The organism is Verrucosispora sp. TAA-831, assembly GCF_050780145.1.
Lineage (GTDB): Bacteria > Actinomycetota > Actinomycetes > Mycobacteriales > Micromonosporaceae > Micromonospora.
This window is the reverse complement of sequence record NZ_CP192240.1, coordinates 2,963,138-2,990,000: the sequence shown is the minus strand read 5'-3', so window position 1 is coordinate 2,990,000 and position 26,863 is coordinate 2,963,138. Positions and strand designations below refer to the sequence as shown.

Below are 26,863 nucleotides of genomic sequence, written 5' to 3'. Positions count from 1 at the left end.
GGGCGGCCAGGTGGTGGAGGAACGAGATGAACCCGGCCCAGTCGTCGTCGCCCGGCGAGGTCCAGGAGGTCGACGTGGTCATCGTCGGGTGTGGTCCGGTCGGCGCGTTGGCCGCGAACCTGCTCGGGATGCGGGGCGTGCGCACGCTCGTCGTGGAGCGGAGTACGGAACCGCACGGCCAGCCGCGCGCGTTCTCCTGCGACGACGAGGCGCTGCGCATCTACCAGCAGGCCGGTCTGCTGGACCGGATCGTCGGTGACCTGCACCAGCCGGTACGCGCCGACTACGTCAACGCCGCCGGACGGCGGTTCGCCACCATCGCCTTCGACGAGGTCGACTTCGGGTTCGGGCACGCGCCGTTGAACTTCTTCGACCAGCCGTTGCTGGAGCAGGCGCTGCGTGCCGGTCTGGACCGGTTCGACCACGTGACGTTGCGACTGGGCACGGAGCTGGTCGACCTGCGGCAGGACGGGGCCGGTGCGGAGGTGGTGGTGCGGGACGTGGTCGCCGACCGGTCGTACCCGGTCCGGGCCCGGTTCGTGCTCGGTTGCGACGGTGCCCGCAGCACCACCCGTACGGCGGTGCGGATCCCGCTGGCGGGCGCGAGTTACGCCGAGCCGTGGTTGGCGGTCTCCGGGGACGTGGCCCCGGACGGGATCCGGTCGCCGCACACCACCTTCGTCTGCGACTGGCGGCGTCCGGCGTTCGTGTCTCCGGGGTCGCGGGGCAGCTACCGGGCGGAGTTCATGCTCCAGCCGGGCGAGACCGAGGCCGACATGCGGCAACCGGCGAAGATCGCCGAGTTGGTGGCGCCGTACGTGGACCCGGACCGCTTCACCGTCACCCGCGCGGTGGTCTACACGTTCCACCACCTCATCGCCGCCCGATGGCGGGACGGACGGGTGTTCCTGCTGGGCGACGCCGCCCACCAGATGCCCCCGTTCCTCGGGCAGGGGCTGTGCAGCGGCCTGCGGGACGCGGCGAACCTGACCTGGAAACTGGCGCTGGTGCTGGCGGGCGAGGCCGACTCGGCGCTGCTCGACACGTACGAGACGGAACGTCGGCCGCACACGGCGGCGATGGCGCAGACGAGTGTCCGGTTGGGGCGGGTGTTCCTGGCCCGCAGTCGACGGGCCGCGTGGGTACGCGACAGCGTGCTGCGGGCGGTGCAGACCGTGCCCCGGGTCCGCCGGTTCGTGCGGCACTTCGAGTTCAAGCCGCTGCCCGCGTACGAGCGGGGCCTGTTCGCCGGTGGCCGACGTGCGGGTGCCGTCGGGACGATGTTCCCGCAGCCCCGGGTGGCGGTCGCCGGTGACCCGACGCCGCGCCTGCTCGACGAGGTGCTCGGCGACGGCTTCGCGCTGATCGGGCGTACCCTCCCGGCGGGAACGCCCGGGTTGCCGGGTTCGGCGCGGTCCGTCGTGGCGCATCCGGCCGGCACCGACCCGGCGCGCCTGCCGACGAGCGACGTCGACCGGGTCCACGTCGTCGACCTGGACGGGACCGTCCACGCCTGGCTACGACGGCACCGGGCGGACGCGGTCGTGCTGCGACCGGACCGGTTCGTCTTCGCCGTCGCCGGGAACGACGGGCTCGACGAGGCGGCCCGCACGCTCGCGGCCGACCTGGGTGCGACCGCCGCCCGCCAACCCACCGGCTAGGACGGTCTCGGGCCTGAGCGACGCGGATGGTGTTCCGCGACCCACCGGAGGCGTGCCAGGCGGGCGGTCACTGGGGGTGGCGACGACGACGGCCCGCCGCTCGCCGAGGGTCAGCACGACCACGGCGCCGAGCAGCACCGCCGAGCCGACGGTGGCCGCTGCCGTGAGCCGTTCGTCGAGGAACAGCACCGCGATGACGGCTGCGGTGACCGGTTCGACCAGGGCGATCACCGATGCGGTGGTCGCCCGGACCGAGACCAGGCCGGCGAAGAACAGCGCGTAGGCCAGCGCGGTGGGCACCGCCCCGAGGTAGGCGAGCAGGCCCAGCACCCGGCCGAGGTCGTCCGCCGTGGGCAGGATCCCTTCCAGCAGGGCCAGCGGCAGCAGGAAGATCATCCCCACCGCGAAACCGCCGAGTGCGGTGGTGCTCGCGGCTCCGCCGTCGCCGTCCCGGCCGCGCTTGCGGTGCAGCAGGGTGACGAGGGCGTACCCGGCGGCGGAGAGCAGCGCGCAGGCCAGGCCGAGCAGCGGCGCGGACCCCTCGCCCGCGCTGCCGCCACCGACGAGCAGGAGCAGCCCGACCAACGCCGAGGCCACGGTGAGCAGGCCGGTACGCCCCAGTCGCTCCCCCATCGTCAGCCGGGATCCGACGGCGATCAGCACCGGCCCGGAGCCGAGAGTCACCACGGTGGCGACCGCCAGTCCGGCGTACCCGACGGCGGCGAAGTAGGCGGTCTGATAGACGGCCAGGCCGACGCCGGTGGTCACCAGTGCGCGCCACCGGTCGCCCGGTCGGGCACGGGTGGCCGGCGCGGCGACGCCGACCGCGCGGGCCGGACGCCGGTGACGGAGCACCAGGTGCCCGGCGCAGAGCAGCAGGACGCCGCCCGCGAACCGCCAGAAGGAGACCGCGACGGGCCCCATTCCGCTGATGTCGTAGAGGATCGCGGCGACCGCGCCGCCGGTCCCCCAGGCGACCGCCGCGACGAGGATGTACAGGACTGCCCGTCCCACGGGCGGGGGCACGGTGGTGTGCACGGGGTTCTCCGTTGTCGTCACCGCCCGGGCAGCACGGACACCCCCGGGCTCGAATCGTCAGAGCCGGGTCGGCGAGAGCGCCGTTACCGGGTGGGTGGTGGCGACACGACGGAGAAGGTCACCACGGCAGCGTACCGCCCGGGCGGGAGACGCACCGACATCGCCGCACATCTATTGACAAACATCCCTAACAGTCACAGGCTGAGAGAGCGCTCTCTCACACCGTGTCACCGCCGAACGGAGGAGTACCCGTGATTGTCCGAAGAAGACTGCTGGCGGTCGCCGCCGCCCTGATCACCGCCGTTCCGACCGCACTCGTCGCCGCCGCGCCCGCCCAGGCCGTCGGCCCCGCGTTGCTGCCGGTCACCGTCACCAACAACACCGGCCGCTCCGGAGCCGTCCACGTGTACGTCATCGGCGTACAGCTCTCCTCCGGCCGCCTCGGCTACGTCAACCAGGCGGGCACGTTCGTCCCCTGGTCCGGCGGGCAGATCCCGCCGTCGCCCGCGCCCGACGCGTCGATCCCCGGACCGACCAACGGCGCCAACGCGACCATCCGCTTCCCGCGCGGCTTCTCCGGTCGGGTCTACTTCTCCTTCGGCGAGAAGCTGAAGTTCTTCCTGACCCCGACCGGCCTGGTGCAGCCTGCCCCGTGGGCGGCCGGCGACGCCAACCGCGACATCCTGTTCGACTGGAGCGAGTTCACCTACAACGACGCGGGGCTCTGGCTCAACAGCTCCCAGGTGGACATGTTCGCGGTGCCGCACGCGGTCACCGTGACCGGTGCCAACGGCGTCACCAAACGGACCGGCGACGTCGTCGCCAACGGCCGCGCCGCGATCATCAACGGCATCCGGTCCCAGTCCGGCTGGGCGAACACCGTGTACACCCGCGCCGACGGCACCGTGCTTCGGGTGCTGGCGCCGGGCAAGGCCGCCGGGGCGGGCCTGTTCAGCAGCACCTACCTGGACTCCTACATCGCCTCGGCGTGGAACGCGTACACCAGCCGTACGCTGACCGTGGTGCCCTTCGGCGACCGGCCCGACGTCCGCTACTTCGGGCGCACCTCGGGCCGGGTGATGACCTTCACCAACAGCGCCGGGCAGGTCGTCGCCTCGTTCAACCGCCCCTCGTCGGCGAGCGTGTGGGGCTGTGACGGTGATCTGCCCGCCCCCAACGACCAGGTGGTCGGGCCGATCTCCCGGACACTGTGCGCCGCGCTGAACCGGGGCACCCTCGGCACCATCCACACCCAGCCCAGCACCAACGCCGCCGAGTTCTACCGCAGCAACCCGACCAACCAGTACGCCCGGATCATCCACGCCAACATGCGCGACGGTAAGGCGTACGCGTTCGCCTTCGACGACGTCGGCGCGTTCGAGTCGCTCGTGCACGACGGCGACCCGCGCGCCGCCGGCCTGGTGCTCAGCCCGTTCTGATCCCGACCGGCCCCAGGTGGGTGGATCTGTCGCCGCTGTGGCGACAGATCCACCCACCTGCACTCAGTCGACGTCCGGGGCGGGGACCTCGCGCAGGCCGTCGCCGTCGAGGCGCAGCCACCGACGTACCCCGATGTCGTGCAGGAAGCGCTCGTCGTGGCTGACCGCCACGAACGCGCCCCGGTAGGCGCTCAGCGCGTGCTCCAACTGGGCCACGCTGACCAGGTCCAGGTTGTTGGTGGGCTCGTCGAGCAGCAGCAGGTGCGGGGCCGGTTGGGCGTAGAGGACGCAGGCGAGCGTGGCGCGCAGCCGCTCACCGCCGGAGAGCACACCGACCGGCAACTGGGCCCGGGCACCCCGGAACAGGAAGCGGGCCAGCAGGTTCAACCGCTGCGACTGCGGGCGCTCGGGAGCGTACGCGGCGAGGTTCTCCGCCACCGTACGGTCGAGGTCGAGCAGGTCCAGCCGCTGCGACAGGTACGCCACCCGGCCGTCGGCCCGGCGCACCGGCCCGCCGTCGGACGCGGTCTGGCCGGTGAGCAGCCGCAGCAGGGTGGACTTGCCGACGCCGTTCGGGCCGGTCAACGCGATCCGTTCCGGCCCCCGGATGGTCAGCTCCAGACCGTCGCCGGGGAACAGCGGACGGCCGTCGTGGCGCACCTGCATCCGCTGCCCACCGACGAGCGTGCGGCCGGCGGGTACGTCGGTCTCCGGCAGGTCCAGCGTGAGCGCCTGGTCGTCGCGCAGCGCCCGGCTGGCCTCGTCGAGGCGTCCCAGCGCATCGCTGACCCGGCTGGCGTGCGCCTGCTGGGCCCGTCCGGCCGACTCCTGCGCGCTGCGCTTGAGTCCACCCGCGACGATCCGGGCGAGACCGGCGTTGCCGAGGTTGCGCGCGGCGTTGCCGGCCCGCCGTTCGGCCCGCTCCCGGGCCTGCTGCATCTCCCGCTTCTCCCGCTTGACCTCCAACTCGGCGCTGCGCACGGTGCGCTCGGCCAGCTCCCGGGCCGCCCGGGCGGCCTCCTGGTAGGCGGTGAAGTTCCCGCCGAACAACCGGAGCTGCCCGCCGTCGAGTTCGGCGATGCGGTCCATCCGGTCCAGCAGCATCCGGTCGTGACTGACCAGCAGCAGGCAGCCGGACCAGTTCTCCAGCACCGAGTACAGCCGGTGCCGGGCGTCGACGTCGAGATTGTTGGTGGGTTCGTCGAGCAGCAGCACGTCGGGGCGGCGCAGCAGTTGGGCGGCCAGGCCGAGGGAGACGACCTGCCCGCCGCTGAGGGTGTGCAGCGGCCGGTCGAGCGCCACCTCGTCCAGACCGAGCCGGTCGAGTTCGACGCGACTGCGTTCCTCGACGTCCCAGTCGTCGCCGACGGCGGTGAAGTTCTCCTCGCTGGCGTCACCGGCCTCGATCGCCCGCAGCGCCGCTATCGCCGGTGCCACCCCCAGCACCTGCGCGACGGTCAGCTCACCGGCGAGCGGAAGGTTCTGCGGCAGGTAGCCGAGCACCCCCTCGACCGTCACGGTGCCGCCGGTGGGAGTCAGCTCACCGGCGATCAGGCGTAGCAGCGTGGACTTGCCGGCACCGTTCGGCGCGACCAGGCCGGTACGGCCGGGCGGCACGGTGAAGGACAGGCCCCGGAACACGGGAGTGTCGTCGGGCCAGGAGAAGGACAGGTTGGTGCAGACGACGCAGACGTCGGACATGGCAGACAGACCTCGGGAGGAATGCCGGGACGCGACCGGCGCCCCGGTCAGACAGACAGGGCGGTGACGTGACGGGCCGCCTGCGGCAGTGGCCGGTCGGCGGCGGGGCCGCTCACCCCGAGATGTCGTCGTCCCCCGACAGCATGTCGCGCTCCTCGTTCCGCATACGCGCGGCTGACCCGCGCTCCGCCAGCCTAACAACTGCACGGCCTGGTCGCGCACGTCAATTCCGTAGCCGTCGGGCGTCAGCGGGCCGGTCAGTCAGGTCGGCCGACGTGGCGCGTTGAGGTGGCTGGTGAGCACCACCAGCAGCTCGAAGCGCGTCGCCGGGTCGTCCAGGTCGGTGCCGTACAGCTCACGTAGGCGCTTGAGCCGGTAGCTGACCGTCTGCGGGTGGACGAAGAGTTCGGCGGAGACCTCGGCGCGCGAGCCCCAGTGCCGCAGCCAGGAGTGCAGGGTGACCAGCAGGCTGTCCCGCTGGGCCGGGCGCAGGTGGGCCAACGGTGCCAGCCGCCGGGCGGCGAGCACCGCCAGGGCGCCGGGTTCGCCGCGCAGGGTCAGCGGGATCAGGTGGTCGTCGGCGAAGACCGGGCCGGGGTCGGGGCCGACCAGCCCGGCGGTCAGCTCGGCGAGGCGTACGGCGACCGGCACCTGGGGCCAGTCCAGCTCGGGGCCGACCACGGCCCGTCGACCGGCCAGCGCCTGCGCCAGCGGGACTCGGGCCGCCCGGGGACCGGCCCGCAGCAGCAGCACCGCGTCCCGGCCGCGCTCGATGACCAGGCCGTCGACGCCGTAGCGGAACCGGGCGTCGCGGGCCTGGTCCGGCGGCAGGAGCACCGGCACCACGAGGTCCAGGTCCGGCCAGCCGATCCGGGCGGCGGCCGTGGCCACCGCGCCGGGCATGCCGTCGCCGCGCAGCAGCAGTTCGGCGAGCTGTCGCCGACGGTCACCCTCGCCGGCCTGCTCGCGCACCTGGAGGGCGTACCCGTCGGTGCTGGCGGCGGCCAGTTCGGCGACGTACGCGCTGACCGCGTCGGAGAGGTCGATCAGCTCCTCGGTGTCGACCGGGCGGAGCCGGGCCAGCGACTGGGAGGCGGTGCGCAGCAGCAGCCGGGCGGCCATCCGCAGGGCCGCGAGCAGGGCCTCCGGTCCCCGGTCCTCACGCGCCTCGGCGGCGCCGAGGGCGACGAAGACCTCCCGGATCCGGGGCGGCAACGCGGGCTCGTCGGTGCCGACCAGGTCGAGGAACCGGTCGAGGGCGACCTGGACGGCGGTGTGCACGTCACGGGCGAACTTGTCGTCGGCGATGCCCGCGAAGGCAGGCGTGGCCTCGGTGACCGCGCCCGCCACGGCGGCGACCGTCGACGGCAGGTGCGGACGCATGGACGCGGCCAGGTCGGCGGGGAGACGCCGCCAGGGGGTGGCGGAGACCGGGGCACTCACCGGCCGATTTTGTCACGTCGGGATAAATGAGCCGCTGATTCTCGCTGCCGACGGGACGGTGTCTCGACTCGTGGGCCGGGCGAGGATGGAGCCCGCCGCCGAGCCGACCGAGGAGCGCACCGTGCAGCACCGACTCTCCCGACAACACGTGGTCGACATGTGCCGGACGATGCTCGCCCGGGGATATCTCAAGGCCACCGAGGGCAACGTCTCGGTGCGGGTGCCCGGCCACCGGCTGTACGCGGTGACCCCGAGCAACTACGACTACGACCGGATGCGGGTCGAGGACATCTGTCTGGTCGACTTCGACGGCAAGCACGTGCCCGACGGCACCGGGGCCGACCTCAAGCCGTCCATCGAGTGCGGGATGCACGCCAACATCTATCGGGAACGCCCGGACGTCAACGCGATCGTGCACACCCACCAGCCGTACGCGTCGGCGCTGGCCTTCCTGCGCAAGCCGATCCCGGCGCTCACCGACGAGCAGGTGCGCTTCCTCGGCCGGGAGGTGGCGATCATCGACTACGCCCCGTCCGGCACCGGCTTCCTGGCCCGCAACGTGCAGAAGAAGGTGGCCAGCGGCGACAACGCCTTCATCATCGCCAACCACGGGGTGGTGGCCGTGGGCACCGACCCGGACCGGGCGGTGTTCAACATGGCGTTGCTGGAGAAGGTCTCCATCGCGTACCTGCTGGCGTTGACCAGCGAGACGGGCAGGGTCTACACCATTCCGACCGCGATCCGTGAGATCGCCTTCGGCAAGCTGCGCGCCGACGAGAAGCGGATCGCCGCGCAGATCACCGAGGCGGTCGAGCCGCTGCGGGTACCCGCCGACGAGGAGCTGCCCAGCGCCGACGCGACGGCCGCCGCCACCCGGGCCGCCGCCGCCACCGAGGCCGACGCGGGCGCTGAGGCCGACGCGGGCGCTGAGGCCGACGCCGGGACCGCTGCCGACGTCGGGGCCGGGGACGCCCCGGCCGTCGAGGAGGGCGCGGCGCCGGGGGCGGAGTCCGCCCGGCTCGGGTACGCCATCAGCGAGTATCCGGACGTCGATGACGTGATGCGCCGGCTCAAGGCGCTGACCGCCCAGCCGCTGCGCGGGCTGCGCCACGACGCGATGCTGGACGTGCTGAACTACTTCGAGACCAAGTGCCGGGCCAGCAGGGAGATCACCGACCGGGCCAAGCGGCGAATCCCCGGCGGGGTGCAGCACAACCTGGCCTTCAACTACCCGTTCCCGCTGGCGATCGACAAGGCCGACGGGGCGTACCTGGTCGACCGGGACGGCAACACCTACATCGACTTCCTCCAGGCCGGTGGGCCGACCATCCTGGGCAGCAACTACGGGCCGGTCAACGAGCGGGTGGCCGAGGTGGTCCGGGCCTCCGGGCCGGTGACCGGACTGTTCCACGAGTACGAACTCAAGCTCGCCGAGATCATCCACCGGTACATGCCGCACGTGGAGATGTACCGCTCCCTCGGGTCCGGCACCGAGGCGGTGATGGCGGCGGTCCGGGGTGCCCGCGCGTTCACCGGCAAGAAGATGGTGATCAAGGTCGGCGGCGCGTACCACGGCTGGTCCGACACGATGGTGTACGGGCTGCGGGTGCCCGGCACGTACCGGATGAACGCCAAGGGCATCCCGTTCGGCGCGACCAGCCGGACCCGGGAGGCGTTCCCGCACGACCTCGGGCAGCTCAAGCGCAAGCTGGTGGAGAACCGGCTGCGCGGCGGCACGGCGGCGGTGGTGGTCGAACCGGTCGGCCCGGAGTCCGGCACCCGGCCGGCGCCCCGCGACTTCAACGCCGGGGTCCGCGAGCTGTGCGACGAGTTCGGCGCGCTGCTGGTCTTCGACGAGGTGGTCACCGGCTTCCGCCTCGGGTTGGGCGGCGCGGCCGGCTACTTCGGCGTCACCCCGGACCTGACCGTGCTGGGCAAGGCGGTCTCCGGTGGGTACCCGATGGCCGGTGGCGTCGGCGGCCGGTCCGACGTGATGGCGGTCTTCGGCTCCGGGCTGGACGGCAAGAGCGGCGCGCACATCCAGGTCGGCGGGACGCTGTCGGCCAACCCGCTGTCCTGCGCGGCCGGGTACTACGCCATCGAGGAGATGGCCCGCACCAACGCGCCGGTGATCGCCGGACGCGCCGGGGACCGGCTCACCCGGGGTTTGCAACGGCTTATCGACACGTACGGTCTGCCGTACGTCGCGTACAACCAGGGCTCGATCGTGCACCTGGAGTGCAGCGGCGTGATGCTGCTCGACATGCGCAACCCGGTGAAGCTGCTGCGCGAGAACAAGGCCCGCAAGCGACTCATGGAGCAGATGGGTGCCGCGTACACCGCGCACGGCATCGTCACGCTGGCCGGGTCCCGGATGTACACCTCGATGGCCGACACCGACGCGGTGATCGACGACGCGCTGGCCCGGTTCGACCGGGTCTTCGCGCAGGTCGAAGGGGTCTGAGGCGGGTGGCGGCCAGCGCGCCGCAGATCCTGGCGATCGACCTCGGCACGTCCGGGATGAAGGCGGCCCTGGTCGCCGCCGACGGCACGGTGACCGGGTGGGCCGAGCGGCCGGTGCCGCTGCACGTGCTGCCCGGCGGCGGTGCCGAGCAGGATCCGATGGCCTGGTGGACCGCGCTCGGGGAGGTCGCCGCCGAGTTGGGCCGGGCGCATCCGGAGCAGATGCGGGCGGTCCGCGCGGTCTGCGCCTCCACGCAGGGCGAGGGCACCATCGCGGTGGACGCCGCCGGGGACCCGCTGACGCCGTGCATCAGTTGGCTCGACATGCGCGGCGCACCGCACCTGCGTCGACAGTTCGGCGGCTTCCCGGCGTACCAGGGGATGTCGGTGCGCCGCATCGCGCGGTGGCTGCGGCTCACCGGCGGGATGCCCTCGCCCACCGGCAAGGACCCGGCCGCGCACATGCTGCTGGTCCGCGACGAGATGCCGCAGGTGTACGCGCGGACCGCGTCCTTCCTCAACGTGCTCGACTGGATCAACCTGAAGCTGACCGGGCGGACGGTGGCCACCGTCGACTCGATCCTGACCTCGTGGGTGACCGACAACCGGCGGCCCGGCGACATCCGCTACTCCCCCGCCCTGGTCGCCGACTGCGGCATCGACGCCGACAAGCTGCCGCCGATCGTGGCCTGTACCGACGTGATCGGCACGCTGACCCCCGCCGCCGCCGGTCACCTCGGGTTGCCGGAGTCGGTCGAGGTGGTGGCCGGGGCGATCGACAACACCGCAGCGGCGATCGGTGCGGGCACCACCGGCGACCACGAGCCCCACCTTTATCTGGGCACCTCGTCCTGGATCGCGGCGCATGTGCCGGGCAAGAAGACCGACGTGGCGGCGGGCATCGCGTCGGTGCCCTGCGCCATCGGTGACCGCTACCTGATGACCGCACTCCAGGCCACCGCCGGGGCCAACCTGACCTGGCTGCGGGACAAGATCGTGGAGTACGACGACCCGCTGCTCGCCGCCGGGCACGTCAGCCGGGACGAGGGCACCATCTTCGACGCGTTCGACGCGATCATCCCGACCGTGCCGCCAGGTGCCAACGGCGTGCTCTACACCCCCTGGCTGTACGGCGAACGCGCCCCCGTCGACGACCCGAACCTGCGCGCCGCCTTCCTCAACATCTCGCTCGACACCAACCGCTCCGACCTGCTGCGGGCGGTCTTCGAGGGGGTCGCCTTCAACACCCGTTGGCTGGCCGGCGCGGTGGACCGGTTCCTCGGCTCCCGGGTCACCTCGATGGCGATCACCGGCGGCGGCGCGCTGTCGGACTCCTGGTGCCAGATCTTCGCCGACGTGCTCGACGTGGAGATCCGGCGCGACGCCCAGCCGCTGGCGGTCAACGCCCGGGGCGCGGGCTGGATCGGCGCGGTCGGCACCGGACTGCTCACCTTCGCCGACGTCCCCGCGCTGATGCGGACCGACCGGGTCTTCACCCCGGACCCGACGCTGCGGGCCACCTACGACGAGGTCTTCGCCGACTACCGGGAACTGCACCGTCGACTGGCACCGCTCTACCGACGCCTGAACCGCCCGGACCGGCCCCGCGCCCCCCGAGGCTGACCGGCGCCCGACCGACACCCACCCCGTCGATCATGGACTTGTGGTCAGTAATTGCACCGGTGTAGGGCATTCGCGGTCACCACAACTCCATGATCGGCGAGGAGCAGGCCGGGTGAGAGTTAGGGGTGATCAGGGGAAACGGGGGGTATCGGGTGACCGGGTGGGTGAGACTGACGCCATGGTCGACGTCAGGCGGTACGTGGCCGAGTTCATCGGCACATTCCTGCTGGTGTTCCTCGGTGTGGGCAGCGCCGTCGCGGCCCGCGTCGAGGGTGGCGTGGTGGTGGTCGCGCTGTCGTTCGGGTTCGTCATGCTGGCGTTGGTCTACACCATCGGCCAACTCTCCGGCAGCCACGTGAACCCGGCGGTGACCCTCGGCGTCCTGCTCTCCGGCAAGATCTCGCCGGTCGGGGCGGTGGCGTACTGGGTCGCCCAGTTCGCCGGTGCCGCCCTGGGCTCCTTCCTGCTCTGGGTGCTGGTCCGCTGGGGTGGGGTGACCGACCAGACCGGAGTGCTGGGCACCAACGGCTACGGCACCCACATCAACGCCGGTGGCGCGATGCTGCTGGAGACCGTCCTGACGTTCCTGTTCGTCCTGGTGGTGCTGGTGGTGGGCAAGCGCAGCACCGACCTGTCCGGCTTCGCCGGCCTGGCCATCGGGCTGGCCCTCGCCGTGGCGAACCTGGTCGGCGTGGCGCTGACCGGGGCGGCGGTGAACCCGGCGCGCGCCTTCGGACCGGCGATCTTCGAAGGTGGGACCGCCCTCCGCCAGCTCTGGGTGTTCATCGTCTTCCCGCTGCTCGGCGGAGTCCTCGCCGCGCTGGTCGCGCCGCTGGTCGAGCACGGCTCCGGCGTCACCCGGGTCGGTACGCCCCGACCGGCGGGACGCTGAGCGCCCACCTCACCGGTCGGCGCCCATCGGTGCCCGGACCAGCGCGCCGTCGATGTAGCAGTACCGCCACTCCTCCCCCTCCTCCAACGAACGGATCAACGGGTGGCCGGTCTGCCGGTAGTGCTCCTCGGCGTGGTTGTTGACCGAGTCGCTGCAACAACCGACCGCGCCGCAGGTGAGACACATCCGCAGTTGCACCCAGTCGTCGCCGGTCTCCAGGCACTGCGGGCACGCCTCGGCGTCGCTCTCGGTGATCTGGATGCGGTCCAGGTGGGTGCAGGCGGTGCTCATCGTCTCCTCCCGCACGTACCGCCAACTGGAGTGCAGCAGCCGGTCCGGGATGACCCGGGCGAGGTAGCGGGAGTTCGCCGCGAGCAGCGGACTCGCCACCGCCAGCACCAGCACGTACAGGGCGATGAACGGGCCGAGACGCTCGTCCAGACCGGCGCCGAGGGCGAGGGTCGCCAGGATCAGTGAGAACTCGCCGCGTCCCAGCACCGTCAACCCGACGTTGGCCGCGCCCCGCTGGTTGAGCCCGAACAGCCGCCCGGCGATCAGACCGGCCAGCACGTTGGTCACGATGGTCAGCGCGACCGCCGCCAGCACCGGCAGCGCCACCGAGCCGAAGTCGCCGACGTCGATGCTCAGGCCGAACACCACGAAGAAGACCGCCGCGAAGACGTCCCGCAGCGGCAGCACCAGGCGTTCGGCCCGTTCCCGGATGGGGGTACGGGCCACCACCAGACCGATCATCAGCGCGCCGATGGCGTCGGAGACGCCGATCTCGGCCGAGATGCCGGCGACCAGCACCACCAGCCCGACCATCAGGACCGCCAGCAACTCGTCCTCGTGGCTGTCGATCACCTTGCCGACCAGGCGGGCACCGAACCGGGCCACCGCGAACAGGAGGACCAGATACGCGAAGCTCAGCCCGATGCGCAGCGTGAGTTCGCCGGCCGACCCGGCGCCGGAGAGCAACGGCGACAGCAGCGCCAGATAGAGCGCGAGGAAGAGATCCTCGATCACGATGATGCCGAGGATCACCGGTGTCTCGGCGTTGGCCAGCCGACGTAACTCGATGAGTAGCTTGGTGACGATGGCCGACGAGGAGATGCCGAGCGCCCCGGCGATCACGAACGCCTCGTAGCCACCCCAGCCGAGGGCGTACCCGAAGAGGAGCCCGGCCCCGACGTTCAGGGCGATGTACGAGGCGGCGGCGACGAACAGCCGTTTGCCGCTCCCGAGCACCTGTTCGACCGGGAACTCCACGCCCAGGTGGAACAGCAGGAGCACCAGGCCGAGGGAGGCCAGCAGGCTGAGGTCCTCGGGGTGGGCGACCAGCACGGGCCCCGGGGTGCCCGGCCCGAACAGGATGCCGGCGAGCATGAAGAACGGCACGGTCGGCAGGTTGATCCGGCGGCCGAAGCGGGCCAGCAACCCGGCGATGAGCACAAGGGCGCCGAAGCCCACGAGGTCAGCGTGCACGGTGAGGACTCCTGGAGCGGGCTAGAGGGAGCGGAGCGGGCGGCGCGCCGGTTACTCGGAGAAGTACGTGCCGGACAGCAGGGCGCCCACCTTGCGGGCCTGCTCCTCCGACATCTCGATCACGGCCACCGGGTCGTCCGCCCCGGCGGCGAAGACGTACAGGTCACGGTTGCCGTCGCGGCGTACCACGATCGAGATCCGCTGGGTGTTGCTGCCCAGGTCGACGTCGTACCGCTTGCCGATGCCCGGCAGTTCCTGCACGTAGATGCCCTTGCCCATGACCCCTCCCCGCTGTCCTGTCCACGATCCCGGGGCAATCGTACGAGCCCGCCGGCCTTCCGTGACACTCCACCACCGAGTGGTCGACGACGCGCCGGCTCCGGCGCCGGGGGGTGGCGCCGGAGCCGGCGGGTCTGCCGGGCGTACCGTCAGGAGGTGAGCCAGAAGGTGGCGTCGTTGCGCGCCTGGGTGTCGCCGATCTGGTCGAGCCGCAACTGGTAGTCGTAGTGCCGGATGTGGCGGTCCGGGTAGTTGTAGGACTGGAACGAACTCCAGGACGCGTTGCCCAGCCCGGCGACCTGCCGGAAGGTGGCGTCGGCGGCGAAGACCGCGCTGCCGTCGTTGGCCGCCAGCACGAAGTCGAAACCGTAGTGCCGCAGGTAGTACCCGGGGTGGTTGACGGACTCGAAGGAGACGTGTCCGGAGGCGTTCGCCAGTCCGGGCACCACCCGGAACTGGGCGTCCTGGGCCGGGTTGACGTTCGGGTCGATGCGCACGTCGTAGTTGACGTGCCGCACGTACCGGTCCTGGTGGGTGTACGCCTGGATCCGGTTGACCGGCGTGCTGGTGCCCCAGCGGGCGAGCACCCGGCTCTCCTCGGCCGCGGTCAGGTTCAGGATCGAACCGTGCCGCTTGCGGGTGCCGCCCATGGCGTAGTCGGTGCGGGTCCGGAAGTTGCTGACGGCGCCCAGGTTCGTCGAGGTGATCGGCAGGTAGCCGCGCCCGGTGGCGTACTGGTCGAGCCAGAGCGCCCACTCGTTGCGGCCGTTGAACTGGGCCCACATCGGCCCCTCCACCACGTTGCCGCCGCCGGTGCCGTTGGAGATGCCGAGGTGCGACAGGTTGCCCAGGGTGGTCCACGAGCCGAGGATCGAGTTGCTGGCCTCGATGGTGATGTGCCCGTCGGCGGAGGCCCGGTAGTAGCGGTAGCCGCCGACGCTGTTCGCCACCTCGACGATCTGCGTGTCGATCAGCCCCTGGCTGCCAGGACGCTCGATGTAGAGCTGGGGTGCGGTGAAGCTGCGGAAGTCGGTGGTCCGCACGTACCAGATACGGTGTTTGGTGACGCCGTTGCGCGCGGAGTTGGTGGCCCAGTAGACGACGTAGTCGCCGGTGGCCTGGTTGTAGATCGCCTCGGGTGCCCAGGCGTTGCCGGCGCCGGGGATCGCCCCGGCGACGTTGATCAGCCACGGCGCGGACCAGTTCACCAGGTCGCGCGACTCCCACACGACCAGGTTGGTGCTGCCCCGGTTGGCCGCGTCGCTCCACGAGGTGCCGCTGGCGATGCGCAGGTCGGTGGCGACGATCCAGTAGCGGTCACCGGCGGGCGAGCGGACCAGGGCGGGGTCCCGGACGCCCCTCGTGCCGACGGTGGAGAGCAGGACGGGCGCGCCGTTGTTCAGGTCGCGCCAGGTCAGCCCGTCGCGGCTGTGGGCGAGGTAGAGCTGTTCCCCGTTCGCCGACTCCCCGATGAAGTGCGCCATCAGGTACCCGGTGAACGGGTCGAGTGCGGCGGCGTCGGCGCGCGGCGCGGGCGCGGCGGACACCATCAACAGGAAGGCGGTGAGCAGGGCGCTCACCCGGGCCAGGACTCTCGGCATCGGCGACTCTCCTCAAACACACCGGATCGAACGACTGTTAGCGCTAACAAGCCCCTCGAAACCGATCGGCGAGAATCACTGTTTCGGGCTTGTTTCGAAGTCTCGACGCCCCTCCGCCCAGTGTCAAGACGAGCGTCGATCCGTCGATCCGTGCGAGCCGTCGCGGCGGTGTGAACGTTCGCTACGACGGACCGCCGGAGCGGCTGCCGGTGGATGTAAGGAGGGGTCCCCTGCTATCGCCTGGTGTATAGCAGGGGACCCCTCCTTACATCCAAGCCCGGTGCCGACGAAGCCTTGCGTCAGAGCCCCATGCAGTCGCCGATTCCGTTGCGGTGGCGGGAGATCGGGGTGGACGGTGTCGGGAAGTCGATCGGGTCGCCTTACCGGCTGCGGTGATCCGAGCGGCGCTCATACTCCCTGCGGGAATGCTCCTGCCACGAGAGGACAGCATGCGAGGCAGCACCATCACGCGCCGGTTCCTGGCCGTCGCGACCACGATCGCGTTGGGGGTCGCGTCGGCGGCCACACCGGTGGCTGCGGCACCGGCCGCCGCCGACACGCCGCAGCTCACCGCAGCCGCCGCGAGCACGGCTCCGTCGACCCGGCAGATCGTCGGCGCGGTCGCGGTGGGCGACCGGTATCCGTACGTGTTCGTGATCGGGACCGACGGCAACCTCTGGATCAACTGGCAGGACCAGTCCGAGCAGTGGAACTGGTCGAACATGGGCACACCGCCGGGGGTCGGCCTGCGGATGCCGATCGGCGTGACCATCGTCGACGGCTTCAGCCGCCCGTACGCCTTCCTCCTCGGCACCGACCAGAACGTCTGGAGCCTGTGGCGCTCGGCGACGAGTTGGCAGTGGCGCAACCAGGGCGCTCCGCCGGGAGCCAACTTCGTGAGCTGGCCGAGCTTCGCGGCGGTCGCGGTGAACGACACCAGCCCGTACCTGTTCGTCCGCAGCGACGGCGACGAGACGGTGTGGGTGAACTGGTGGAACGGGGCCGTGTGGAACTGGACGAACATCGGCTCGCCGCTCGACGGCATCGCGTCCACCGGCCCGGTCGGCGTGCTGTTGGAGAACGGCACGCCGCAGGTCTACACCGTCAGCAACGTCGGCCGACTCTGGACCACCCGCTTCGCCGACACGGCCGCGCCCTGGGTCGACCTCGGCCAGCCGCCCGGCGTCTGGCTCACCGACGCGGGTACGCCCTTCGGCGCCCGCGGCGCGGTGCAGGTCGCACCGGACGCCCGCCCGTACCTGCTCGCCACCGGCAGCGACGACAACGCCTGGCTGCGCTGGTGGACCGGTACCCAGTGGGAGTGGCACAACCTGGGCTCACCGCCGGAGCAACTGGTCCCGGGCACGCTCGGCGCCCTCTCGGTGAACGGCACCTCGCCGTTCTCCTTCTTCGCCACCGACGGGGGCGGCCTGTGGATCAACTACTGGGACGGGTCCGACTGGTACTGGAGTGACCAGAGCCCGCCGTTCCGGCCCGCCCTGACCGGCACCGCGGTGCTCGCGCCGCAGAACTCCACCCGGCCGGCGATCTTCCTGCGGGACACCGCCGGCAACCTGTGGAGCCGATGGTGGAACGGCAGCTACTGGAGCTGGACGAACCGCAGCCTCTGAACGGCGGCCACGCCACCGGCCCGTGGGGCCGGTGGCACGGCCGACGGGTCAGCGGGTCGGTGACGCGGTTGGCGGGCCGGTACGGGGTCAGTGGGTCGGTGGCGGGCCGTCCGCGACCGGTGCCGGACCGGAGTCGGTGCCGAAGCCGTCGAGCGCGGCGCGCTCGTCGAGCGTGCGCAGCTCCTGGAAGACGGTGATGTGCAGGTCGGCGGGCGCGTCGAGGCGGGCGTTGACCGACTGCCAGGGCGTACGCGTCGGCGGGGCCACCTCGGCGGCGCCACCGGCGACCAGTTTGTCCGTGGTGGCCTGCGCGTCGTCGACCTCGAACGCGACCCGGATGCGCGGTGCGACCTGCCGGCCCACCTCGACGTCGTCGATCATCCGCTTCTGTGCCGGGTTGGCGATCTCCAAGGTGGCGCGTCCGGCGTCCAGGATCACCACCTCGGCACCGTCGCCGCCGGAGTACGCCGCCTGTTCGGGCAGGCCCAACACGTCACGGTAGAACCGGACGGCGGCCTCGTAGTCGTCAGCCTCGATCACCAGCCGCAACTGGCGTACCGGTGGCACCGCACCCGGACTCGTCACCGTCGTCCCCTTCCGCTTCGGCGCGACGCCCCAGGCCGCGACACCTGCCCGACCATACCGGCGGGGCCCACGGCCCAGATCCGGACCGCCAGCGCGCCGAGGGCCCGGCGCAACAGTGCGACGCAGGGTGGGCAGCACGCCGGGGCCCGGCGCAACAGCCCGGCGCAGGCACGAACCGACAGCGCGGCGCACCGGCCAGGTCGGCCGCCCCCGGGATCGTCGGTGTTGGGCAACGTCGGTGGGACGTGGCAGCATTCGGCGGGTGACCAGCAGCGCCGCCGAAGCGGCCCACCTGCGCGATCTCGCGCGACTGCGCCGCGTCCGGGACCGGATCGACCGTGAGTACGCGCAGCCGCTCGACGTCGAGGCGCTCGCCCGTGGCGTGAACATGTCCGCCGGGCACCTGAGCCGCCAGTTCCGCCTCGCCTACGGCGAATCACCGTACGGTTATCTGATGACCCGGCGCATCGAGCGCGCCATGGCGTTGCTGCGTCGCGGTGACCTCAGCGTCACCGATGTCTGTTTCGCGGTCGGATGTGCCTCGCTGGGCACCTTCAGCACCCGCTTCACCGAGTTGGTCGGTGTGCCGCCGAGCGTCTACCGCCGGGAGGCGGCCCAGGCGACGGCGGGCATCCCGGCGTGCCTGTCGAAGCAGGTGACCAGACCGATCAGGAATCGAGAAGCACAGGTCAGGCAGCCGCAACTAACGTGACCGGCATGGACGTCACCATTCACGCGAGTTTCCTTCCGCAGACCGACCCGGACGCCGCGTTGCGCTTCTATCGGGACACCCTCGGCTTCGAGGTCCGCAACGACGTCGGGTACGGCGGGATGCGCTGGATCACGGTCGGTCCACCCGACCAGCCCAGCACCTCCATCGTCCTGCACCCGCCGAACGCCGACCCGGGCGTCACCGACGACGAACGTCGCACCGTCGCCGAGATGATGGCGAAGGGTACGTACGCCGGCATCGTGCTGGCGACCAGGGACGTCGACGCCACGTTCGAGCAGTTGCAGGCCGGCGAGACCGACATCGTGCAGGAGCCGACCGACCAGCCGTACGGCATCCGCGACTGCGCCGTACGCGACCCCGCCGGCAACCTGATCCGCATCCAGCAGATCGTCTGATCCGCGCGCCGACACGCGACGAGCCGGAGCGGGACGCGTGACGGCCGCCGGCCGGTGAGACAGAGGGAGACACGATGAGCACGGTCCCGAAGAGCCGCTCGGAGGCGGGCGCGGCGCACGTCGCCGACAGCCACGACCTGATCCGGGTGCACGGCGCGCGGGAGAACAACCTGGCCGACGTCAGCATCGAGATCCCCAAGCGCCGACTGACGGTGTTCACCGGAGTCTCCGGGTCGGGCAAGAGCTCGCTGGTGTTCGACACCATCGCCGCCGAGTCGCAGCGGCTGATCAACGAGACCTACAGCACCTTCGTGCAGGGCTTCATGCCGACGCTGGCCCGGCCCGAGGTGGACGTCCTCGACGGGCTGACCACCGCGATCATCATCGACCAGCAGCGGATGGGCGCCGATCCCCGCTCCACGGTCGGCACCGCCACCGACGCCAACGCCATGCTGCGCATCCTGTTCAGCCGGCTCGGGAAGCCGCATATCGGCTCGCCCAACGCGTTCTCCTTCAACGTCGCCTCGGTCAAGGCCAGCGGCATGATCACCGTCGACCGTGGGGCCGGTAAGACGACGCGGCAGACCTTCACGCGTACCGGTGGGATGTGTCCGCGCTGCGAGGGGCGGGGCTCGGTCTCCGACATCGACCTGAGCCAGCTCTACGACGACTCCAAGTCGATCGCCGAGGGGGCGTTCACCATCCCCGGCTGGAAGTCGGACAGTTGGTGGACGGTGCGGACGTACGCCGAGTCCGGTTTCCTCGACCCGCACAAGCCGATCCGGAAGTTCACCAAGAAGGAGATGCAGGACTTCCTCTACCGGGAGCCGACCAAGGTGAAGGTCGAGGGAGTGAACCTCACCTACGAGGGGCTGATCCCCAAGGTGCAGCGCTCCTTCTTGTCCAAGGACCGGGAGTCGCTCCAGCCGCACATCCGGGCCTTCGTGGACCGGGCGGTCACATTCACCACCTGCCCGGACTGCGGTGGCACCCGGCTCAGCGAGGCGGCCCGCTCCTCGACGATCGACGGCGTCTCCATCGCCGACGCCTGCGCGATGCAGATCAGCGACCTGGCGCAGTGGGTCCGGGGCCTGGCCGAGCCCTCGGTGGCGCCGCTGCTGGCCGCCCTGGGGCACACCCTGGACTCGTTCGTGGAGATCGGGCTGGGCTACCTCTCGCTCGACCGGCCGGCCGGCACGCTCTCCGGCGGCGAGGCCCAGCGCACCAAGATGATCCGTCACCTGGGTTCCTCGTTGACCGACGCCACGTACGTCTTCGACGAACCCACCACCGGGCTGCACCCGCACGACATCGCCCGGATGAACGACCTGCTGCTGCGGCTGCGGGACAAGGGCAACACGGTGCTGGTGGTGGAACACGAACCGGACACCATCGCGATCGCCGACCACGTGGTCGACCTCGGCCCCGGCGCGGGCGCGGACGGTGGCACGGTCTGTTTCGAGGGCACCGTCGAGGGGCTGCGGGCCAGCGGCACCGTCACCGGTCGACACCTGGACGACAAGGTCGCCCTGAAGGAGTCGGTCCGCAAGCCCACCGGCACGCTGGAGATCCGGGGCGCGCGCACGCACAACCTGCGGGGCGTCGACGTCGACATCCCGCTCGGCGTGCTGGTCGCGGTGACCGGGGTGGCCGGCTCCGGCAAGAGTTCGCTGGTGCACGGCTCGATCCCGCCCGGCGTGGACGTGGTGTCGGTGGACCAGACCCCGATCCGGGGTTCGCGTCGCAGCAACCCGGCCACCTACACCGGCCTGCTCGACCCGATCCGTAAGGCGTTCGCCAAGGCCAACGGCGTGAAACCCGCCCTGTTCAGCCCGAACTCCGAGGGTGCCTGCCCGGCCTGCAACGGCGCCGGGGTGCTCTACACCGACCTGGGGATCATGGCCGGTGTGGCCACCACCTGCGAGGAGTGCGAGGGCCGCCGGTTCGACGCCTCGGTGTTGGAGTACCGGCTCGGTGGTCGGGACATCAGCGAGGTGCTCGCGATGCCGGTGAGCGAGGCCCGGGAGTTCTTCGGCGCGGGTGCGGCGCGTACCCCGGCCGCGCACACCATCCTCGGGCGGCTGGTGGACGTCGGCCTCGGCTACCTCAGTCTCGGCCAGCCGCTCACCACGCTCTCCGGCGGCGAGCGGCAGCGACTCAAGCTCGCCACCCACATGGGCGACAAGGGCGGCGTCTGGGTCCTCGACGAACCGACCACCGGCCTGCACCTCGCCGACGTCACGCACCTGCTCGGCCTGCTCGACCGGCTCGTGGACGCCGGTCGGTCGGTCATCGTGGTGGAGCACCACCAGGCGGTCATGGCGCACGCCGACTGGATCGTCGACCTCGGCCCGGGCGCGGGCCACGACGGGGGCCGGATCGTGTTCGAGGGCACCCCGGCCGACCTGGTCGCCGCCCGCTCCACCCTCACCGGCGAGCACCTGGCGGCCTACGTGGGCCGCTGACCGGGCGCGGCTCAGCGGCTCAGGTGGGTGGGCATGCTGGTCACCACGATGCCGGGGTGTCGGCGCAGGGCCCGGCGCAGGCGTTGCTCGGTGCGGTAGTGCAGCAGCCGCTGCCAGGGATGCTCCACGATCACGTCGGGCACCACCACGGTGAGGGTCAGGTCGGGACGGCTGCGCCGCAGCGCGCTGACGTACCCGGCCAGCGGCGGGATGACCACGCGGTGCGGCGACAGGATCGTCTCCAGCGGGACGTGGTCGCCCCAGGTGGCCCACTCCGTGCGGAACCGGTCCGCCTCGACCCGCTCCGGGCTCACGTGCAGTGCGAGCGCCGGTTGGCCGAGCGAGCCGACGTAGGCGAGGGTGCGCAGGGTCGCCTGGTTGAGCCGGGCCACCGGGACCAGGAACAGGTGCCGGACCTGCTGCGGGACGATCGACGGCGGCTCGTCCCCGGTCGGCCCCGCGCCGTCGGTCCGGGTCACCGGGTGCAGGCCGAGGGCCTGCTGGACGTGGTCGTAGTGGCGGCGGATCCGGCGGAACAGATGAATCAGCAGCGGTACGGCGAGCACCACCACCCAGGCACCGGCGGTGAACTTCGTGACCGCGGCGGTCACCAGCACCAGCGCCGACAGTGCCGCGCCGATGCCGTTGAGGGTGGCGCGCCGCCGCCAGCCCGGCTCGCGGTGCCGATGCCAGTGGCGGACCATCCCGGTCTGGGAGAGCGTGAAGGCGAGGAAGACACCGACCGCGTAGAGCGGGATCAACGAGTGGGTACGACCGCCGAACGCCACCAGGAGCACCGCGGCGGCGACCGCGAGCACGATCAGCCCGTTGCTCAACGCCAGCCGGTCCCCCAGGTGCAGGAAGCGGCGCGGAACGTAGCCGTCGCGGGCCATGAAGTACAGCAGGCGCGGCAGGTCGTTGAAGGCGGTGTTCGCGGCCAGCAACAGCACCAGGGCGGTGGCGGCCTGCACGAGCGCGTACCAGGGGCCGGTGGGGAAGGTGTGCCGGGCCAGTTGGGACAGCAGCGTCTGGTCGGCGCGGGGCACCAGGCCGTTGAGGTGGAACAGCACCACCAGACCGACGAAGATCACGATCAGGATGCCGACCATCCAGGTCAGCACCGTGCGCGCGTTGCGCCACTCGGTGGGACGGAAGACCGGCACCGCGTTGGAGACCGCCTCGATGCCGGTCATCGACGTCGCGCCGGAGGCGAAGGCGCGCAGCACCAGGAGCAGCCCGAGCCCCTCCACGGCCGGCGTCGGCGGTGGGCTGACGACGGTGAACCCGTCGGCGGCGGCCCGCACCAGCCCGACGACGATCAGCCCGAGCACGGCGACCAGGAAGAAGTACGTCGGCGCGGCGAAGACGTTGCCCGCGACCCGGATGCCGCGCAGGTTGCCGGTCAGCAGCAGGCCGATGACGGCCAGCGCGAACGGCACGCTGTACGGCGCGAGGGCGGGCAGCGCCGAGGTGATCGCGGCGGCCCCGGCGGACACCGACACCGCGACCGTGAGCACGTAGTCGAGGACGAGACCGGCCGCCGCGCCCAGGCCCGCGCGGGGTCCGAGGGTATCGCTGGCCACCAGGTACGACCCGGCGCCGTGCGGGTACGCGTACACGGTCTGCCGGTACGACGTACCGACCGCGAGCATCAGCACCACCAGTCCCGCCGCGATCGGCAACGACAGTCCGAGCGCGCCGCTGCCGGCGAGGACCAGCACGGTCAGCATCGCCTCCGGCCCGTACGCGACCGAGGAGAGCAGGTCGGAGGCAAGCACCGGCAGCGCGAGGAACTTCGGCATCCGCTCGCGCAGGATCGCCCCGCTGGTCAGCGGCGGTCCGAGCAGCAGTCGACGCAGCCGGCCAAGCGCACGCCCCTCGACGGTGTCCTGTCGTTCGGCGGTGGGGGTGGCGGTCAGCCGACCCGTCTCGTCCGGCACGAACAACACACTGTGCCGACCCGTCCCCGTCGCGGTGCGCACCTCGTCCGCCTGCGGGTCCACCGGCAGGGTGCGTACGGTGTCGTCGACCCGCCACCGCGCGCCGACCCGGCGCAGCACGTCGAGGTCGGCCGGGGACAGCGGCGGCAGTTCGGCGGAGGGGCTGAAGGTCGCCGACCCCGCCGCCTGCTCCGGGTCCTGCCCCGACCTGCCCACCGTGCCTCCGCCTCGTGCCCGCTGCCCGCACCACCGACCATTCCAGGAACCCGGTGCGGGGCGGTGACTCAGCCCGGCAGGCTGACGATCACCTGGTTGCCCCACGGATCCCGCAGCGTGACGACGCCGTCGGCGCGTTCGTGGTCGATTCCGGCGTCGGTCAGGCGCCGCTGCAGCGCGTCGAGTTCTCCGGTGTCGGCGACGTGCACGGTCACCGACCCCAGGCCCAGCGACTCCGGCCGGGTGCCGGCCCCCGCCGAGGACCAGGTGTTGATCGCGAGATGGTGGTGGTAGCCGTCGGCGGCGAGGAACACCGCGCCGTCCCCGCGCCGGGTGACGGCGAAGCCGAGGGCGTCGGCATAGAACTCCTCGGCCCGGTCCAGGTCTCCCCCGCGCAGGTGGACGTGGCCCATGGTCACTCCGTCGGCGCCCGGTCCGGGAGCGCCCGCGCCGAGGTGTGCGGCGATGAACGCGTTCGGGTCGAGCGCCTCGCTGCCCATCACCACCCCGTCGTCCTGCCACCGCCACTGCTCGCGCGGCCGGTCGACATACAGCTCGACGCCGTTGCCGTCCGGGTCGGCGAAGTAGAAGGCCTGGCTGACCCGGTGGTCGGAGGCGCCCTGGAAGGAGGCAGGCGCCACGGTGGCGGTACGCACCAGCGCCTGGGCCAGGGCGGTCGCGTCGGGGAAGAGGAACGCCGAGTGGTACAGCCCGGCCTGGCGCGGATCGTCGGCGGGCCGGTCGGCGACCACCAGCCGGAGCAGCGGTACGCCGTCCCGGCCGAGCACCGTCTCCCGCTCGTGCTGACCGACCGTGGTCAACCCGACGCCCTCGGTGTAGAACCGGCGGAGCCCGTCGAGGTCGGCGGTGAGCAGTTCGACCGGCCCCATCCGGGTGCCGGCACCCAGGGCGCTCTGCGGTGGCGTCCCCGGCTCGGCCGCGCCGGGTCGGGCGAGGGTCCAGCCGAGCGTGACGACGATGCCGATGGTGACGACGACGGCGAGGGTCGAGCGCCAGCGGCGCCGCGGGGCGACGCGTCCGGCCGGTCGTCGGCGGGAGGTGGCCATGGCAGGTCCTTTCGTAATGGCGGAGGGGGTCAGCGGTCGGTGCCGACGGCACGGACACCGTCGGCCCGTAACCGTTCGCGCAACAGTCGTAAGGTGTTGATCTCGTTCTGCTGGCCGGCCCGCATCGACGCGGCCAGGTCACGGACCTCGGGTACCGGATCGGCGGCCAGGACCGCGTCGACCATGGCGATCCCGCCGAGATGGTGTCGGATCATCAGCTCGGTGAACCGGATGTCGAGGTCGACCCCGGTCGACTCCCGCAACTGGTCGAGTTCCTCGGGGGTGGCCATGCCGGGCATCGGCGCGCCGGCACGCGGGGTGCCGTGGTGCGCGGCGCCGTGCTCCCCCATCCAGGCCATCGCGGGACGCTCACCCGTGGGCGACAGCCTCCACCCGGACAGCCAGGTGCGCATGATCCCGATCTGCGCCTGCTGGGTGAGGGCGATGTCCATGGCCAGCGGCCCGACCTCCCGGTCGGCGGTCCGGCCGTGCACGATCATGGACATCTCGACCGCCTGGGCGTGGTGCGTGGCCATGTCGCGGGCGAAACCCGCCTCCGGCGAGGCGTCGTTCGGCGCGCGGACCACGGGCACGAGCAGGCCGGCGGCCAACCCCAGGGCGACCAGCAGGAACGCGCCGACCACGACCGGCCCGGGTCGGTGCCGACGGGCGGACACCGACCGGGCGGTCTCGGGGACGTTCGTCACCACTGCGCGCTAGCCGAGAGGTGCGGTGCCGGTGGTGGTCACACCGCCCGAGCAGGTAGCGCCCCGCTCCGGGCCGGCATTGATGCGTGCCGCCCGGACGAACTCGTCGATCCGCCCGTCGTCGGCGGAGGTGACCGTCAGGCGGTAGCCCCACGCCTGCACCGAGATCGGGGCGTCGAGCCCGTCGTACGGGCTGAGCATCAGGTAGTCCACGCCGCGAACCCGGTCGGCCAACCGCGCGACCTGGTCAGCCGGCAGGTCGGGGCGGTGGGTGATCCACACCGCGCCGTGCTCCAGGCTGTGCGTCGCGTGTTCGGCGGCGATCGGGGCGTCGTAGACGACGCCGTTGCAGTTCTGCCACACGCTGTTGTGCGTGCCGCCCACCGACGGGTTGACCTCGTAGCGGAGCGGCCCGCCGCGATGCTCGGTGGTCAACCACGACGGATTCGCCGACACGTAGTCGACGACGCCGGGCACCGCGGCCAGTCGGGACGACCACGGCCGGACGCCGTCCCGGAGGCTGAACGCGCCGTAGCCGACGATCGCCACGGCCAGCATCCCGACCGCGGTGAACGCGGCGACGGAGGCCCAGGACCGGCCCGGCCGCACCACCACGGCCTTGCGGCTCCGGCGGCCCGAGGTGCGGGTGTTCGCGGTGCGGGCGGTCTTCGTAGTGGTCCGGCCCTTGCCGCCGGGCTTGCGGTTCGCGGGGCGGCCGGACGCCTTGGCGCGGCCGGACGAGGAGGAGGAGTTCATGACGGATCTGCTTTCGTGACGAAGGAGGAGCCCGGCCTTCCGGGCAGCAGGCGGCCACCGACGGGGGCGGCACGGCGTCGGATGACGCCGACCGCGCCGCGCCGAACGGCGGCCAGGGGCGTCCCGGCGTGCGGGTCACGGGCACACCGAGGGTGCGGGACCGGCGGTCCCGGGTCAGGAGAGGTGGGAACGGTCCGTCGCACCACGCACCCGAACGGGGTGGCGGCCTACGCGAGGGGCGTTCCACACGTACCGTCGCAGCGCGCCGGAGCTGTCACGACGTGCCGCGAAGCAGGCCGGCCTACGTGCGGAAGACGGCCAGTTGCGTCAAGCGGGGACGAAGATGGTCCAGCAACGGAAGCGAGACCTGCCGGTCCGGCCGGGGTGGGACGGGACGCCACCGGGTCGGCGGGAGCGCCGGCAGGACGCTGATCGTGGTGGGCGCGACAGTCAGCTTCTGGGCGCGGCACGCCTGCTTGCCGGGGCGCAAAGGATCGGCCGGACATGTCCGGTCGTCGTCCTGCACGACGGTGGTGCCGGCCGGCGGCGCGGGGTGCCCGTCCTGCACGGAGGCGGGCAGCGTCGCCGCGCGGTGGCGTCCGGCTGCCGTCCCGGCTGCCGGCTGAGCCGCGATGAGCAAGAGCAGAAGGGCCAGCAGCACACCCAGACGGCGGGCGAGGCGTTGCCCGCCCCACCCGCTGATCGTGCCCGGCCTGGTCATCGCGGCACAGCATATCCGGTCC

General features: G+C 72.0%; 20 protein-coding genes and 1 pseudogene. 9 read left to right on the top strand and 12 right to left on the bottom strand.

The window, feature by feature from the left end; translation table 11 throughout:
• Window positions 1–26 precede the first annotated feature (26 nt).
• Window positions 27–1,577: pseudogene (locus tag ACQVFL_RS13460) on the top strand (bifunctional 3-(3-hydroxy-phenyl)propionate/3-hydroxycinnamic acid hydroxylase); the annotation flags it as partial.
• Here the strand turns inward: ACQVFL_RS13460 and ACQVFL_RS13455 are convergent.
• Window positions 1,518–2,675 (bottom strand): DMT family transporter, encoded by a 1,158-nt coding sequence (locus ACQVFL_RS13455; RefSeq protein ID WP_431729509.1) that lies wholly within the window; start codon window positions 2,673–2,675, stop codon window positions 1,518–1,520. The pseudogene ACQVFL_RS13460 and the gene ACQVFL_RS13455 overlap by 60 nt on opposite strands.
• A 275-nt stretch (window positions 2,676–2,950) precedes the next feature.
• Here ACQVFL_RS13455 and ACQVFL_RS13450 point away from each other — a divergent pair, with 275 nt between their 5' ends.
• Window positions 2,951–4,138 (top strand): beta-1,3-glucanase family protein, encoded by a 1,188-nt coding sequence (locus tag ACQVFL_RS13450; protein WP_396693735.1) that lies wholly within the window; start codon window positions 2,951–2,953, stop codon window positions 4,136–4,138.
• Window positions 4,139–4,201: 63 nt separating this feature from the next.
• Here the strand turns inward: ACQVFL_RS13450 and ACQVFL_RS13445 are convergent, their stop codons facing one another.
• Together ACQVFL_RS13445 and ACQVFL_RS13440 are read right to left on the bottom strand one after the other, a co-directional pair.
• A complete protein-coding gene (locus tag ACQVFL_RS13445; protein WP_431729508.1) occupies window positions 4,202–5,839 on the bottom strand; it encodes an ABC-F family ATP-binding cassette domain-containing protein in 1,638 nt (545 codons plus the stop codon).
• Window positions 5,840–6,100: 261 nt separating this feature from the next.
• A complete protein-coding gene (locus ACQVFL_RS13440) occupies window positions 6,101–7,282 on the bottom strand; it encodes a PucR family transcriptional regulator (protein WP_431729507.1) in 1,182 nt (393 codons plus the stop codon).
• 121 nt (window positions 7,283–7,403) lie between these two features.
• Here ACQVFL_RS13440 and ACQVFL_RS13435 point away from each other — a divergent pair, with 121 nt between their 5' ends.
• From ACQVFL_RS13435 to ACQVFL_RS13425, 3 genes are all read left to right on the top strand, one after another.
• Entirely contained in the window at window positions 7,404–9,746 is a 2,343-nt protein-coding gene (locus ACQVFL_RS13435; protein ID WP_431729824.1) for an aminotransferase class III-fold pyridoxal phosphate-dependent enzyme, read from the top strand.
• Between the two features lie 5 nt (window positions 9,747–9,751).
• Complete coding sequence (locus ACQVFL_RS13430) at window positions 9,752–11,368, top strand: xylulokinase (protein WP_431729506.1); 1,617 nt, start codon at window positions 9,752–9,754, stop codon at window positions 11,366–11,368.
• Window positions 11,369–11,546: 178 nt separating this feature from the next.
• Complete coding sequence (locus ACQVFL_RS13425; protein WP_396693743.1) at window positions 11,547–12,260, top strand: MIP/aquaporin family protein; 714 nt, start codon at window positions 11,547–11,549, stop codon at window positions 12,258–12,260.
• Window positions 12,261–12,269: 9 nt separating this feature from the next.
• On the opposite strand, the gene ACQVFL_RS13420 is transcribed toward ACQVFL_RS13425, so the two are convergent.
• The 3 genes from ACQVFL_RS13420 to ACQVFL_RS13410 all read right to left on the bottom strand — a co-directional run bounded on the left by ACQVFL_RS13420 (window position 12,270) and on the right by ACQVFL_RS13410 (window position 15,625).
• Window positions 12,270–13,745, bottom strand: a complete 1,476-nt coding sequence (locus tag ACQVFL_RS13420) for a cation:proton antiporter (RefSeq protein WP_396693745.1) — start codon at window positions 13,743–13,745, stop codon at window positions 12,270–12,272.
• A 51-nt stretch (window positions 13,746–13,796) separates the two neighbouring features.
• On the bottom strand, window positions 13,797–14,024 hold the full coding sequence (locus ACQVFL_RS13415) for a potassium transporter TrkA (protein WP_131053759.1): 228 nt from the start codon (window positions 14,022–14,024) through the stop codon (window positions 13,797–13,799).
• Between the two features lie 149 nt (window positions 14,025–14,173).
• Window positions 14,174–15,625 (bottom strand): glycoside hydrolase family 43 protein, encoded by a 1,452-nt coding sequence (locus tag ACQVFL_RS13410; protein WP_431729505.1) that lies wholly within the window; start codon window positions 15,623–15,625, stop codon window positions 14,174–14,176.
• A gap of 449 nt (window positions 15,626–16,074) precedes the next feature.
• Between ACQVFL_RS13410 and ACQVFL_RS13405 the strand changes: the two genes are divergently transcribed.
• On the top strand, window positions 16,075–17,256 hold the full coding sequence (locus ACQVFL_RS13405; RefSeq protein WP_431729504.1) for a hypothetical protein: 1,182 nt from the start codon (window positions 16,075–16,077) through the stop codon (window positions 17,254–17,256).
• Between the two features lie 87 nt (window positions 17,257–17,343).
• On the opposite strand, the gene ACQVFL_RS13400 is transcribed toward ACQVFL_RS13405, so the two are convergent.
• Entirely contained in the window at window positions 17,344–17,841 is a 498-nt protein-coding gene (locus tag ACQVFL_RS13400) for a VOC family protein (protein ID WP_431729503.1), read from the bottom strand.
• A 262-nt stretch (window positions 17,842–18,103) separates the two neighbouring features.
• Here ACQVFL_RS13400 and ACQVFL_RS13395 point away from each other — a divergent pair, with 262 nt between their 5' ends.
• The 3 genes from ACQVFL_RS13395 (at window position 18,104) to ACQVFL_RS13385 (ending at window position 21,434) form a co-directional block, all read left to right on the top strand.
• On the top strand, window positions 18,104–18,553 hold the full coding sequence (locus ACQVFL_RS13395) for a helix-turn-helix transcriptional regulator (RefSeq protein ID WP_396693755.1): 450 nt from the start codon (window positions 18,104–18,106) through the stop codon (window positions 18,551–18,553).
• A gap of 5 nt (window positions 18,554–18,558) precedes the next feature.
• Complete coding sequence (locus ACQVFL_RS13390) at window positions 18,559–18,969, top strand: VOC family protein (RefSeq protein ID WP_431729502.1); 411 nt, start codon at window positions 18,559–18,561, stop codon at window positions 18,967–18,969.
• Window positions 18,970–19,043: 74 nt separating this feature from the next.
• Window positions 19,044–21,434 (top strand): excinuclease ABC subunit UvrA, encoded by a 2,391-nt coding sequence (locus ACQVFL_RS13385; RefSeq protein ID WP_431729501.1) that lies wholly within the window; start codon window positions 19,044–19,046, stop codon window positions 21,432–21,434.
• Between the two features lie 11 nt (window positions 21,435–21,445).
• On the opposite strand, the gene ACQVFL_RS13380 is transcribed toward ACQVFL_RS13385, so the two are convergent.
• From ACQVFL_RS13380 to ACQVFL_RS13360, 5 genes are all read right to left on the bottom strand, one after another.
• Entirely contained in the window at window positions 21,446–23,590 is a 2,145-nt protein-coding gene (locus ACQVFL_RS13380) for an APC family permease (RefSeq protein ID WP_431729500.1), read from the bottom strand.
• Between the two features lie 68 nt (window positions 23,591–23,658).
• Window positions 23,659–24,657, bottom strand: a complete 999-nt coding sequence (locus tag ACQVFL_RS13375) for a VOC family protein (RefSeq protein WP_431729499.1) — start codon at window positions 24,655–24,657, stop codon at window positions 23,659–23,661.
• Between the two features lie 29 nt (window positions 24,658–24,686).
• On the bottom strand, window positions 24,687–25,364 hold the full coding sequence (locus ACQVFL_RS13370) for a DUF305 domain-containing protein (RefSeq protein ID WP_396693764.1): 678 nt from the start codon (window positions 25,362–25,364) through the stop codon (window positions 24,687–24,689).
• 9 nt (window positions 25,365–25,373) lie between these two features.
• Window positions 25,374–26,120 carry a DUF3105 domain-containing protein gene (locus ACQVFL_RS13365; RefSeq protein WP_431729498.1) on the bottom strand — a complete coding sequence of 249 codons (747 nt, stop codon included), beginning with the start codon at window positions 26,118–26,120 and terminating at the stop codon, window positions 25,374–25,376.
• Between the two features lie 301 nt (window positions 26,121–26,421).
• Complete coding sequence (locus ACQVFL_RS13360; RefSeq protein ID WP_431729497.1) at window positions 26,422–26,841, bottom strand: hypothetical protein; 420 nt, start codon at window positions 26,839–26,841, stop codon at window positions 26,422–26,424.
• Window positions 26,842–26,863: the final 22 nt, after the last annotated feature.

Bases quoted from the DNA above. Each gene is read 5' to 3' on its own strand.
- ACQVFL_RS13445 (WP_431729508.1), bottom strand. From the start codon at position 5,839: ATGTCCGACGTCTGCGTCGTCTGCACCAACCTGTCCTTCTCCTGGCCC.
- ACQVFL_RS13425 (WP_396693743.1), top strand. From the start codon at position 11,547: ATGGTCGACGTCAGGCGGTACGTGGCCGAGTTCATCGGCACATTCCTG.
- ACQVFL_RS13415 (WP_131053759.1), bottom strand. From the start codon at position 14,024: ATGGGCAAGGGCATCTACGTGCAGGAACTGCCGGGCATCGGCAAGCGG.
- ACQVFL_RS13410 (WP_431729505.1), bottom strand. From the start codon at position 15,625: ATGCCGAGAGTCCTGGCCCGGGTGAGCGCCCTGCTCACCGCCTTCCTG.
- ACQVFL_RS13405 (WP_431729504.1), top strand. From the start codon at position 16,075: ATGCGAGGCAGCACCATCACGCGCCGGTTCCTGGCCGTCGCGACCACG.
- ACQVFL_RS13390 (WP_431729502.1), top strand. From the start codon at position 18,559: ATGGACGTCACCATTCACGCGAGTTTCCTTCCGCAGACCGACCCGGAC.
- ACQVFL_RS13385 (WP_431729501.1), top strand. From the start codon at position 19,044: ATGAGCACGGTCCCGAAGAGCCGCTCGGAGGCGGGCGCGGCGCACGTC.
- ACQVFL_RS13375 (WP_431729499.1), bottom strand. From the start codon at position 24,657: ATGGCCACCTCCCGCCGACGACCGGCCGGACGCGTCGCCCCGCGGCGC.
- ACQVFL_RS13365 (WP_431729498.1), bottom strand. From the start codon at position 26,120: ATGAACTCCTCCTCCTCGTCCGGCCGCGCCAAGGCGTCCGGCCGCCCC.
- ACQVFL_RS13360 (WP_431729497.1), bottom strand. From the start codon at position 26,841: ATGACCAGGCCGGGCACGATCAGCGGGTGGGGCGGGCAACGCCTCGCC.